This is a genomic window from Pseudomonas fluorescens (assembly GCF_001307275.1).
Classification (GTDB): domain Bacteria; phylum Pseudomonadota; class Gammaproteobacteria; order Pseudomonadales; family Pseudomonadaceae; genus Aquipseudomonas; species Aquipseudomonas fluorescens_AA.
Window position 1 is genome coordinate 3,350,187 of the sequence record NZ_CP012831.1, and the last position, 11,589, is coordinate 3,361,775.

9 protein-coding genes are annotated in these 11,589 nt (G+C 63.5%); 4 read left to right on the top strand and 5 right to left on the bottom strand.

Annotation, left to right across the window (positions count from 1 at the left end):
* Positions 1-52 precede the first annotated feature (52 nt).
* On the top strand, positions 53-3,352 hold the full coding sequence (locus tag AO356_RS14835) for an AAA family ATPase (protein ID WP_060740397.1): 3,300 nt from the start codon (positions 53-55) through the stop codon (positions 3,350-3,352).
* Positions 3,353-3,433: 81 nt separating this feature from the next.
* On the opposite strand, the gene AO356_RS14840 is transcribed toward AO356_RS14835, so the two are convergent.
* Positions 3,434-3,988: a cysteine hydrolase family protein gene (locus tag AO356_RS14840; RefSeq protein WP_060740398.1), complete on the bottom strand. Its 555-nt coding sequence runs from the start codon at positions 3,986-3,988 to the stop codon at positions 3,434-3,436.
* Positions 3,989-4,086: 98 nt separating this feature from the next.
* Between AO356_RS14840 and AO356_RS14845 the strand changes: the two genes are divergently transcribed.
* The 3 genes from AO356_RS14845 (at position 4,087) to AO356_RS14855 (ending at position 7,305) form a co-directional block, all read left to right on the top strand.
* On the top strand, positions 4,087-5,082 hold the full coding sequence (locus AO356_RS14845) for a GlxA family transcriptional regulator (RefSeq protein ID WP_060740399.1): 996 nt from the start codon (positions 4,087-4,089) through the stop codon (positions 5,080-5,082).
* A 371-nt stretch (positions 5,083-5,453) separates the two neighbouring features.
* Entirely contained in the window at positions 5,454-6,557 is a 1,104-nt protein-coding gene (locus AO356_RS14850) for a DUF3182 family protein (protein ID WP_060740400.1), read from the top strand.
* Positions 6,547-7,305, top strand: coding sequence for an alpha/beta hydrolase family protein (locus AO356_RS14855; RefSeq protein ID WP_060740401.1), 759 nt, complete (start codon positions 6,547-6,549; stop codon positions 7,303-7,305). The genes AO356_RS14850 and AO356_RS14855 overlap by 11 nt, the downstream gene beginning before the upstream one ends.
* A 132-nt stretch (positions 7,306-7,437) precedes the next feature.
* Here the strand turns inward: AO356_RS14855 and AO356_RS14860 are convergent, their stop codons facing one another.
* The 4 genes from AO356_RS14860 to AO356_RS14875 are packed head-to-tail and all read right to left on the bottom strand — an operon-like array spanning position 7,438 to position 11,453.
* Complete coding sequence (locus AO356_RS14860; RefSeq protein WP_060740402.1) at positions 7,438-8,439, bottom strand: lysylphosphatidylglycerol synthase domain-containing protein; 1,002 nt, start codon at positions 8,437-8,439, stop codon at positions 7,438-7,440.
* The gene (gene clsB / locus AO356_RS14865) at positions 8,426-9,724 is read right to left on the bottom strand and encodes a cardiolipin synthase ClsB (protein ID WP_060740403.1); all 1,299 of its coding nucleotides are present in this window, start codon (positions 9,722-9,724) and stop codon (positions 8,426-8,428) included. The genes AO356_RS14860 and clsB overlap by 14 nt, the downstream gene beginning before the upstream one ends.
* Positions 9,721-10,530: an endonuclease/exonuclease/phosphatase family protein gene (locus AO356_RS14870; protein WP_060740404.1), complete on the bottom strand. Its 810-nt coding sequence runs from the start codon at positions 10,528-10,530 to the stop codon at positions 9,721-9,723. Before AO356_RS14870 ends, clsB begins: the two co-directional genes overlap by 4 nt.
* Positions 10,527-11,453: a DUF72 domain-containing protein gene (locus tag AO356_RS14875; RefSeq protein ID WP_060740405.1), complete on the bottom strand. Its 927-nt coding sequence runs from the start codon at positions 11,451-11,453 to the stop codon at positions 10,527-10,529. Before AO356_RS14875 ends, AO356_RS14870 begins: the two co-directional genes overlap by 4 nt.
* Between the last annotated feature and the right edge of the window lie 136 nt (positions 11,454-11,589).

An 11,589-nucleotide genomic window follows, 5' to 3' on the forward strand; every position in this document is an offset into this window, starting at 1 on the left:
AGGAGTACACTCGATCGGCTGCCGTTGTCCCAGGGTTGAAAGGGCTATCGACATGGACTCCCGACCAAACACCTTTGTTGCCCTGCCCAGGCGTGATGCTTCGATATCCGACGGCCGTGTCCTGCTGGACGCCGTGTCGTTGAAAGGCCTGCGCAAACAGCATGGCCTGAGCCAGGAAACCCTGGCCGAGGCCTGCCTGAACCGGCATTTGTGCGTCTCGATCGCCTCCATCAAGCGGGCCGAAACCGGCAAGCCGGTGCTTTACCGCACGGCTCGGCACTTGGCGACGGCCTTCGGGGTCGATGTGAGTGAGCTGCTGAGCACTCCCGCCTCGGTGGCTTTGGCGCACATCCAACAGACGATGAACGCGGTGCACCAGACGGCCTTTGCGCAACAGGCGCTGAAACAGGTCGATGACAGCGTCATCCGCTACGTGCTGGAGCTGTCCTTTCGGATCGATGGGCTGCCCGTGACGACGTTCATGGAAGAAATCGAGCGCCTGGTGCGTCAGTTCGGTGGCGTTCCACTGGGGATGACGCAGGATGTGGTGATCGCCCAGTTCGGTTCGCCACAGGCCTATCGCAGCGATAGCGAGCGGGGCCTGCTCTGCGCGTTGGCCCTGAGTCGGGAGCAATTCGTCACGTCCGGGCATGCCCTGTTACTGCGGCTTGTGCGCCTGAGTGCCGACACCATGGAGCCTGCGGTCGAGCCTGTCTTGCTCGCGCAAAAGCCGCTGCTGGAGCGTCATGGGCACGCGCCGGTGTATGTTGCGCAAAACCTGCTGGAACAGCTCGCTGCACGGTTTGAGTTTTCGTCCGGCGACGATGAGTTCCAGGCCTATCGCAAATGCCTGCGCCCGCGCAGCCTCGACGAAAACGCGCCGCGCCCGTTGGTGGGGCGGGCCATCGAGCTCTTGCAGTTCAAGGCGGTGATCGAGGCCACCCAGGAATGCCAGGACGGGCACATCGTCTATGTGCGCGGCATGGCGGGTATTGGCAAGACCCGTCTGGTCAGCGAGTTTTTCGAAATGGCCCGGCAGCGTGGCTTTGCCTGCCATCGCGGCGATGTGCTGGATTTCGGCATGGACAACAGCCTTTGGCCCCTGGGGCAACTGCTGGCCAGCCTGCTCAACCTGGGGGGCGCGGCGTCCGTCAGCGCCTCGCTGTTGGATGCCGCGTTGTCCCGCCTGAAAGTGGCCGCCGAACATCGCATGTTCTTGCAAGTGCTGACGGGGGTGTCGTCTGCCGAGCCTCCGGCCCTGTATGCCGCGATGAGCAACCAGGCCCGTACCCAGGGGCTGTTCCAGGCCTTGCTCGACGTGTTGCTGCGCAGCGCGGTGCAACAGCCTTTGCTGATCTGCGTCGAAGACCTGCACTGGGGCGATGCTACGCTGTTTATGCTGCTGGGCAGGCTGCTCGATGCCACTGACGAAGCCCCCGTGGTCTGGCTGCTGACGTCCCGTCCCGAAGGCGATCCGCTGGAAAGCGAAATCCGTACGCATTCCTCCAGCCCCATGAGTCTGCTCGACATCGCGCCGATCCGGGCGCGTGAGGCCACGGTCCTGGCGGAGCAATTCACTGAGGTCGATCCGCGTTACCGGGCCGAATGTGTCGCCCGTGCCCAGGGCAACCCGCTGTACCTGACGCAACTGCTGTCGAGCCAGCAAGGGGTTTTCCCTGACAGCCTTAGGCATCTGGTCCAGACCCGCTTTGACAAATTGGCCCCCGAGCAACGTCGCGCCCTGCATTACGCCGCGGTGCTGGGCAATCGCTTCGAGCTGACGCTGTGGCGCGAAGCACTGGGGCAGCCCGCTTATCTGCCGACCGCGGACATGCGCCAGGGGCTGTTGCGGGAGGTCGAGCCAGGCAGCTATCTGTTTGTCCACGACCTGGTCATGCACTGCCTCTACGATTCAATGCCCACGTTGCTGCGCGAGCAGTTGCACGGTGAGGTGGCGAATCTCTATCGCGCGCGCGACCGGGTGCTTTATGCCCAGCATTTGCTGCGGGCCAACGATCCGGCGGCGTTCGACGCGCTGTTGGTGGCGATGGGCGAAAAACGACTGGCCTGCCAGTACGACAGTGTCCTTGCGCTGGCCCGGCAATGCTCGGCGTTTGCCGAACGTGCGCAGGGCAATTTCCCCTTCGCGTTGCTGTGCGGCCAGGCGTGCTCGGGCCTGGGCCAGACCGTGGAGGCCCGGGCGCATTTCCAGCGCGCCTTGGCATTGGCCGAGCAGCCGCAGGATCGGATCGAGGCCGCGTTGGGGCTGGCGGCAGTCCTCAATACCCTCGATTGCCTGGACGAGGAGGAGCGCCTGATCGAGGACATGCTGCCCATCGCCCGGTCCATGCAGGCCCATGCGGCGCTTGCCCGGTTGAATCACCTGCGCGGGAATATCTATTTCCCACGGGGTGATTACGCCGAGTGTCGCCGCCTTCACGAAGAGGCTTTGTCTTCTGCTCGCATCGGCCGGGACCTGGAAACCGAGGCCAAGGCCTTGAGTGGCATTGGCGACTCCTACTACGCACAAGGGCGCATGCAGACCGCCTACGAGGTCTTCGATCAATGCGTACGCCTGTGCGAGCGCAATGGGTGGACACACGTGGAGGCGGCCAACCGCAGCGCCCGTGGATCGGCGCAGTTGTACCTGGGTCAGCCAGAGCCCGCCTTGCGTGACGCCATGGAAGCCATCGAATGCAGCGCCCGGCTGGGCAATCATCGAGCGCAGGTTTTCTCGCGGCTCACTGCGGCCTGGGTGCTGGTGGCGGGCGGCCAGGATGCCTTGGCGGAACAAGAGCTGAACAGTGCCCTGACGTTGGCGCGCAGCCTTGGCGCCAGCCGTTTCGAAGCGATCCTGCTGGAAGGGTTGGCGCGGGTGGCGTTGCGCCAGGGCGAGCGCGGGCTGGCGCAGACCTTGATCATGGAGGCGGCGAGCCTGGTGGAACGCTTCGAGTTGCAGCGCTACATCGGGCCTTGGGTCTACGGCAGCCTGGCGATGATCAGCGATGACGGACCATTCAGCCAGCAGGCCTTGGCGAAGGGCGAAGCCCAGCTCACCCAAGCCTGCCTGGCCCACAACGCCTTGCGCTTTCGCGTGGCTGCCGCTGAAACCTGCCTGTTGGCGGGTAATACCGAAAAGGCTATCTGGCATGGGCAACAGATGGCGGCATTGCCCGAGTCGGCGTCGTGCGCCTGGATCAACCATCATGTGCGGTTGATCGATGTGGCGGGGCAGTGGCTGCGCAACGCCGATCAAGCCAGCGGCGAGAAGCTGAAGGGGATGACGCGCGAAGCGCAGCAGATGGGGTTCGTGGCGACGATGCCGCGGTTGTTGCTCGTGCTGGAGACTTGATCGCCTCCAGACACGCCGTTGATGCCCGAGGCAAAACCGCACTTGGGTGATGAAGCGCGGTTTTTTAGCTGTGCCGTGGGTTTACTGATGGTCGGCCAGGAATTGCTCGGTACTCACCACGCTCGCGTAGGCAAACCCCAGCGCTGCCATGAACGCTGCATGCACTTGGGCAGCCGGCACGACCACGCCGTTGAACTCCAGGTCGAGGGTCGCGCAGGCGTCGTGGATCACCGTGACGCCGTAGCCCAGGTCCGCCGCCGCCCGCACCACGCCATCGACGCACATGTGGCTCATGCTGCCGACCACCACCAATTGTTCGATGCCGTGCTGGTCGAGGAGTGCTTGCAGTTCGGTTTCGCGAAACGAATTGACGAAGTGCTTGAGGACCACCGGCTCATCGGCGCGGTTGAGTACCTTGGGGTGCAACTGTGCGCCTTCGGAGCCTGGGGTGAAGAAGGGCGCGTCGGCGGAGGTGAATTCGTGGCGGATGTGCACCACGCTGTCGCCGGCCTGGCGAAAGGCTTCGATCAACCGTGCGGCGTTATCGGCGGCGGCATGGGCACCGACCAACGGCCATTTTCCCTGGGGGAAGTAGTCGTTCTGGATATCGACTACGATGAGCGCTTGCTTGGACATGAGGGCTTCCTTGATCAGGTGGGGTAGGGCGCCAGTATTGGCCTTTACCGCCGGTTCGAGGATTGGCCGCAACGACAATAAGCGAGGGAAAACTGACAATGGCGCAGCAAAGGGCAGTCGCCGAGCTTGGCGTGCTCATCTACCCCGGCGCGCAAATGGCGGCGGTGCATGGCTTGACCGATCTGTTCGCCGTGGCCCAGCGGATCGCGGCCGAGCACGCCAGTGCTCCATTGCCACGGTTGCGGGTCAGTCACTGGCAGACCGACAACGGCGAGGCGCCGCGGCGGGTGTTCGACAGCGAAACCGGCCCGGCGGGCCATTTGGTGGCGTTGCTGATCCCGCCGTCCCTCGCCGGCTTCGATGACGACCTGGCCTCGCCGACGCTGATGGATTGGCTGCGTGCGCAGCATGCGGGCGGCACCGTGTTGGGCGGTGTGTGTGTTGGCTCGATCCTGTTGGCCGAAAGTGGCCTGCTCGATGGGCGCAGCGCCACCACCCATTGGAGCTCGGCCAAGGATTTCGCCGCCCGTTACCCGAAGATCAAGCTCAACGCCGACAAACCGATTGTCGACGACGGCGACTTGATCACCACCGCCGGGCTGATGGCCTGGTCGGAACTGGGACTGCGCCTGGTGGACCGCCTGCTCGGGCCCAGCATCGCCACGCGCACCGCGCAATTTCTGGTGATCGAACACAGCGACAGCGCGAGCCAGTGCGGCAGTAACTTCGCGCCCATCCTCGGCCATGGCGATGCGGCGATTCTCAAGGTCCAGCATTGGTTGCAAAGCAACGGCGCGGTGGAGGTTTCCCTCGGTGCGATGGCCGAACGGGCCGGGCTGGAAGAGCGCACCTTCCTGCGCCGGTTCCGGGCCGCCACCGGGCTCAAGCCCACCGAATACTGCCAGCACCTGCGGGTCGGCAAGGCCCGGGAAATGCTGGAGTTCACCAATGGCACCATCGACCACATTGCCTGGACCGTCGGCTACCAGGACCCCAGTGCCTTTCGCGCGACGTTCAGGAAAATCACCGGGTTGGCGCCGAGCGATTATCGGGCGAGGTTTGGGGTGAGCCCGACGGGCATTCCCAAAGGCTGACACTGGACCCTTTGTGGCGAGGGAGCTTGCTCCCGCTGGGTGTAGGAGCTGGCGAAGCCTGCGATCTTTTGATCTTTCGCTTGAGACTCAATGGGTGATGGAAAGATCGCAGCCTCGTTGCACTCGACAGCTCCTACAGGCGCACCCCAGCGGGAGCAAGCTCCCTCGCCACAGGGTGCTGCGTCTGCTGCTGGATATCGTGCAATTTGCGGGATGCCAAGCCTGTGTCGTGCAGAATGAAACAGGCCCGTTGCTATCAACTGCACACAAGTCGCCCGCTTGGCTGCCCCATCCTTGCCGATGACATCATTGGCCTGATCTCTGCACCTATCCTTATCTAAAGCCATCGAGCGCAGGAGGAAGGGCACCGCATGACATCAGTCAATCGCAACAAACGGGTCGTGGCCTATTCGGTCAATCCACAAGCGCCGCGCCATGAGGTCGAGACCAACCGTGCACTGGCCCAGTGGCTGGCGCAGATCCTGGGTTGGGAGTACGGCGACAGCCATGACCCCAGTGCCGGTCAGGATCTTTATCTGTTGCCCACGCAAACCCTGATCGGCACCGAAACCTTGATGCGCCTGGGGGTGAAGGGACCGGAGGATGTGTGGGGTGGGTATGTCGAGCATGATTTTATCTGCACCAAGGCGATTACCCACGGTCTGTTGAATAAGGACGCGGTGGCGCCCAAAGGCTGGTCGCCGCTGTTTGCCAAGCTGACGCGAGGCGCGGTGCTCGACGGCGTGACGGTCTTTTCGCTCATGGACGCCCGCCCGGCCGCCGAACATTTGCTCTACACCGGGCCGATCCGCATCAAGCCGATCCATGCCTGCGCCGGACGTGGTCAACGGCTGATCAAGAGCCTGGCGCAGTTCGATGAGATCGCCGCCGGGCCCGACGCCCAGGCGCTGTTTGGTGAAGGGGTGGTGCTGGAACAGCACCTCAACGAGGTCAAGACCCAGAGCGTCGGCCAGAGCTTCATCAACGGCCAGGTCCTGAGCTATTGCGGCGTGCAACACCTGACCCACGACAGCGAAGGGCTGGAGGTGTACGGCGGGTCGGACCTGCTGGTGGTGCAGGGTGGCTACATCGAGTTGCTCCGGCTCGAACTGCCCGACGATGTGCGCGAGGCGGTGCGGCTGGCGCAAGTGTTCGATGACGCCGCCAACCAGGCCTACCCGAGCTTTTTTGCGTCGCGGCGCAATTACGACATTGCCCAGGGCCTGGATGCCGCCGGCCAGCCCCGTGGTGGCGTGTTGGAACAGTCGTGGCGCATGGGCGGGGCCAGCAGCGCCGAACTGGCGGCGTTGCAGGTGTTCGTCGAAACGCCTGAGACCAACGCGGTGCGGGTGTCTTCGGTGGAAACCTACCTCGACCAACCGCTGCCAGCCGGGGCCAGGGAGGTTTATCGCGGCGAGGCCCACAACAGCGACTTTCTTCTCAAATACGTAACGGTTCAATCCTATGACGGCTAGAAGTGAAACCATTCAAATCGAAATAGACGATGAACGCATGGACGGGACGTTCCTGAGCCCCAAATCGAAGGTCCCTGGCGTGTTGTTCGTACACGGCTGGGGCGGCAGCCAGGAGCGTGACCTGGAACGGGCCAAAGGCATCGCCGGCCTCGGTTGCGTGTGCCTGACCTTCGACTTGCGCGGGCACACCGGCGGGGCGGGCATCCCGTTGTCCCGAGTGACCCGTGAGGACAACCTGCGGGATCTGTTGGCGGCATACGACCGCTTGCTCGCCCACCCCGCCCTGGATACCTCGGCGATTGCCGTGGTGGGCACCAGCTATGGCGGTTACCTGGCCTCGATCCTGACGTCGCTGCGCCCGGTGCGCTGGCTGGCCCTGCGGGTGCCGGCGTTGTACCGCGACGAGCAATGGCACACGCCCAAGCGCGACCTGGACAAGACTGACCTGCTGGATTACCGCAGCACCCTGGTGCACGCCAGCACCAATCGCGCGCTGCACGCGTGCTCGCAGTTCACCGGCGATGTGTTGCTGGTGGAATCCGAGACCGATGCCTACGTGCCCCATGCCACCATCATGAGCTACCGGGCGGCGTGCCAGCAGACCCATTCGCTGACCCACCGGATCATCGACGGCGCCGACCATGCCTTGAGCGACCCCGTGTCACAACAGGCCTACACCTCGATCCTGGTGGACTGGATCACGGAAATGGTGGTGGGAGAGCGGTTGAGCATTATTCAGGCGCGCTGATCGTGGGGCCTCATCGCGAGCAAGCTCGCTCCCACAGGAGGGTGTGTGGCGATCGAGATAGGTGTGTTCACGACCGATCCAATGTGGGAGCGAGCTTGCTCGCGATAAGGCCAGGCCAGGCAACCCATCACTTCACTTGACCCCAGGCTTGACCCGCAACGCCTTGGCCTTCGCCTCGATCACCAGGTACATCACCACGGTAATCAGCAACGGCAGGATGAAATAGATCGCCCGGTAAGCGATCAGCCCCGCCAGCAGACTGCCCCGCGACACCTCATGTTGCAGCAGGGCAACGAACACCGCCTCCAACACCCCGAGCCCCGCCGGAATGTGAGTGATGACCCCGGCAATGCTGCTGATCAGCAACACCCCGAGCACCATCGGGTAATCCAGTTTGCCGGGCAGCAAGGTGAAAATCACCGCCGCCATCAACGACCAGTTCAGTGCGCCCAACGCCAGTTGCAGCACCGCCATGCGCAGCGACGGCAGGTTGATCTCCATGCCGCGGATGGTCCAGGCCCGACGCTTGGAAAACCGGCAGGCCGCCAGGTACCCGGCACTCGCCAGCAACAACAGTACGCCCACGCCTTGCAACGCATCGCTGCTGAGTTTCCAGCCCGGCGGCATGGTCACCAGGCCGCTGCTGAACACCACCCCGGCCAGGGTCATGTAGCCAAACCAGTTGGTGGCCAGGCTCAGGCCGAGGATCTTGGCGATGTTCCCGCTGCTGACGCCCAGCCGCGAATACAGGCGATAGCGCATGGCGATACCGCCTACCCAGGCGCTGAGGTTGAGATTGAAGGCATAACTGATCACCCCCACCGGCAAAATCTGCCGCCAACCGAGTTTCTGGCGGATGTAGGTGCGTCCGATCAGATCGAAGCAGGCGTAGGTGATGAAGCTGGTGATGGTCAGCGCAGCGGCGATGATCAAGGTGCGCACCTTGAAATCGGCCAGGGTGGCGAACACCTCGGACCAATCGATGCGCCGGGCCAGGGTGGTGAAGAGCACGATCAACAGCAGGAAAAACGCCAGGGTCAGCGGTCTTTTCCAACGGCTCCAGCGGGATTTGGGCTTGGCCTGTTCCGGCGCATGGGCATCTCTCGGCGCGGTGTGCGCTTCAGAGTGGTTCATGGGGTTCGCTCCGGACCGCCGTCGGCGGTGAAAAAGGTTTCAGTCGCGGTTTATGGGCCGGCAGCCAGCCGGCCCAGGCCGGGAAATGGCGCAAGAAGTGGAACACCATGAAACCGATGGTCATGCGCCACAGCAGGCCCCGCGGCGCATGATTTTCGGGCATGACCGTGCAGTGTTCGCGGCTCAGGTAATCGAGGCGCTCGAACAGCTCGCGGTTGAACGTCCGGTCCCGGATCAGCACGTTGGCCTCCAGGTTCAGCGACAGGCTCAGCGGGTCGAGGTTGCTTGACCCCACCGTGCTCCAGTCCTCATCCACCAAGGCGACTTTGCCGTGCAGCGGCCGCTCGCAGTATTCGTAGATCACCACGCCGGCCTTGAGCAGATAGCTGTAGAGCATCCGGGCCGCGAGCTTGGCGATCATCATGTCCGGTTGCCCTTGCAGGATCAGCCGCACCTCCACGCCGCGCCGCGCCGCGTTGCGGATCTCGCGCAGCAACCGGTAGCCGGGGAAGAAATACGCATTGGCGATCACCACCCGCCGTTGGGCGCTGCGCAGCACTTGCAGGTAGACCTCTTCGATGTCGGTCTGATGCTCGTGGTTATCCCGGTAGACCAGGCGCACCTGGCCGTCATGGTCGCTGAAGGCCAGTTCGTTGCGGCGGCTGCGGCGGCGTTGCCACCAATACTTGGCCCGGGACGGACGGCCGCTTTGCAGCAGGGCGAAGTGATGGATGTCCACCACCGCCGGCCCCTTGATCTCCACGGAATAGTCCTGCTTGGCCTCGGGGCCGAAATCCCCCAAGTGGTCGGCGGAAAAGTTGATCCCGCCGATGAAGGCAATCACCCCGTCCACCACCACGATCTTGCGGTGCAGGCGGCGGAACCAGTTGGTGCGGATGCCCAAGCGCCGGGGGGCCGGGTCGAACATCTGCAAGCGCACCCCGGCGTCGCTCAAGGAGGCCAGGAAAGCGGTGGTCAACTCACCGCAGCCGAAGCCATCGAGGCTGACGGTGATGCGTACGCCACGCTGGGCGGCTTCCACCAGCAGGTCCCGCAGTTCGTAGCCGACCTTGTCCTCGAACAGAATGAAGGTCTCAAGCAGGATTTCTGTTTCGGCCCGGCGAATGGCCTCGAAGACCCTGGGGAAATATTCCTCGCCGTTTTCCAGCAACGTGACGCGATTGTTGCCGTGCCAGCTGTATTCGATATCGGCCAGCGCCGGGTTGCGTTCGGTGGGCGTCGTGTCGACCTGTTCCACCGTCGCCTTGTCCATCGTCGCGCTCATAATTCGATCTCCACCGACAGCGGTGCATGGTCGGAAAGGTGCGACCAGGGTCGTACGTTCAACACCTTGGGATGATGGGCCTTGAGGTTGCGCACGTAGATGCGGTCCAGGCGCAGGATCGGCAGGCGTGCCGGAAAGCTGCGGGCCGGCTTGCCCCACTGCTCGGCGAACACTTCCCGCAGGCCGCAGGGTTCGAGCAGTTCACTGGCTTTGCCGCGCCAATCGTTGAAGTCGCCGGCAACGATCACCGGTGCATCGGCCGGCAGTTCGCTCAAGCGTTGGCGAAGCAGCTTGAGTTGCTCGACACGATGACCCTCGCGCAGACCCAAGTGGACGCAGATGGCATGCACATCCTGCCCATCGCCCGGCAGGCGCAGCACGCTGTGGAGCATGCCGCGGTTTTCGTGGCCGCTGATGGACACGTCCAGGTTGTCGTGGCGAATGATCTGGAATTTCGACAACAACGCATTGCCATGGTCGCCCGCCGGGTACACCGCGTTGCGCCCATAGGCGAACTGTGGCCAGAGGGTATCGGCGAGGAATTCGTATTGCGGCATGCTCGGCCAGTTGCTGTAGCGCTGGGGATGGTGTTCGTGGGTGCCGTGGACTTCCTGCAGGAACACCACGTCGGCGGACACGCTGCGCACCGCTTCGCGCAGTTCCGGCAGGATGAAGCGCCGGTTCAGGGCGGTGAAGCCCTTGTGGGTGTTGACGGTCAGCACGGTGAAACGGCTCACCCTGTCGAGATCCTGCCCCCCTTGTCGGGTCGGCTCGCAGGTCGCTTCGCTGGTTTGCGGACGGTTCATGGCAACACCCCTTCGGCTGGTCGCTGGCCGGGCGCGGTGGCGAGGTCCTTGTCCAGATGGAAATGTTCCAGCAAATGGCGTGCGTCGTAGGGCGCGCGGACTTTGATGTCGTTGTCGAAATAGCAGAATACTTCCCGGCTCTGGCGTGCCCGGGGTTTCTTGTCCGGGTCGATCAGGTGCGCGTCGCTCGGCTGCTTGCCGTGGCTCCAGGCCTCGATCCGGTCGCCCCAGCGCTTCAACGCCTCGTCGGTGTAGCCGCTGGCGTACAGCTCCTCGGCGCCATGCAGGCGCAGGTAGACGAAATCGCTGGTGACGTCTTCACGATAGGGCCATTTGCCGGCCGTGTCGGCGATCACCAGGGCCACGTCGTAGCGCTTGAGCAACGTGATGAAGTGCGGATCGATAAAACTCTCATGACGGATTTCCACGGCGTGGCGCAGCGGCCGTTTTTTATCGGTCTCGGTGCTGGCGTGGCCGTCCAGGCGCGGCTCATGCTCCCGGGCCAGGGCGGCGGCGCCTTCGGTGTCGTGGGGCAATTGCTTGAGGAAGTCTTCGAACAGCTCGGGGTCGAATTTGAAGCTGGGTGGAAACTGCCAGAGGATCGCGCCCAGTTTTTCCTTGAGTTCCAGCACGCCGGAGGCGAAGAAGTTGGCCAAAGGCTTGCGGATGTCCCGCAGGCGCCTGATGTGGGTGATGAAGCGCGGGGCCTTGACGCTGAACACGAAGCCGGGCGGCGTCTCGGCATACCACTGGGCATACCGTTCGGGGCGTTGCAGGGCGTAGAACGATCCATTGATTTCGATACTGTTGACCGCTCGCGAGGCAAATTGCAGTTCCCGTTTCTGGGTCAGCCCCTTGGGGTAGAAATCTCCCCGCCAAGGCGTGTAGCGCCAGCCGGAAATGCCAATGTGGATCGCCGTCATGTATCCCTCCCGTGCCAATGACCTCGTACCGCCTGTGTCTTTTGATGACTGTTGCGCGGCCCGGAAAGTTTCGATGGGATGCCCGGCGGCAGTGAACCTGTGACGAGGGAGGCGCAGCAGTCCCAAAAACAGGGCC

Excerpts from the sequence above, each read along its gene's own strand:
- AO356_RS14835 (WP_060740397.1), top strand. The coding sequence starts at position 53 with ATGGACTCCCGACCAAACACCTTTGTTGCCCTGCCCAGGCGTGATGCT.
- AO356_RS14840 (WP_060740398.1), bottom strand. The coding sequence starts at position 3,988 with ATGTCCAAGCAAGCGCTCATCGTAGTCGATATCCAGAACGACTACTTC.
- AO356_RS14845 (WP_060740399.1), top strand. The coding sequence starts at position 4,087 with ATGGCGCAGCAAAGGGCAGTCGCCGAGCTTGGCGTGCTCATCTACCCC.
- AO356_RS14850 (WP_060740400.1), top strand. The coding sequence starts at position 5,454 with ATGACATCAGTCAATCGCAACAAACGGGTCGTGGCCTATTCGGTCAAT.
- AO356_RS14855 (WP_060740401.1), top strand. The coding sequence starts at position 6,547 with ATGACGGCTAGAAGTGAAACCATTCAAATCGAAATAGACGATGAACGC.
- AO356_RS14860 (WP_060740402.1), bottom strand. The coding sequence starts at position 8,439 with ATGAACCACTCTGAAGCGCACACCGCGCCGAGAGATGCCCATGCGCCG.
- clsB (WP_060740403.1), bottom strand. The coding sequence starts at position 9,724 with ATGAGCGCGACGATGGACAAGGCGACGGTGGAACAGGTCGACACGACG.
- AO356_RS14870 (WP_060740404.1), bottom strand. The coding sequence starts at position 10,530 with ATGAACCGTCCGCAAACCAGCGAAGCGACCTGCGAGCCGACCCGACAA.
- AO356_RS14875 (WP_060740405.1), bottom strand. The coding sequence starts at position 11,453 with ATGACGGCGATCCACATTGGCATTTCCGGCTGGCGCTACACGCCTTGG.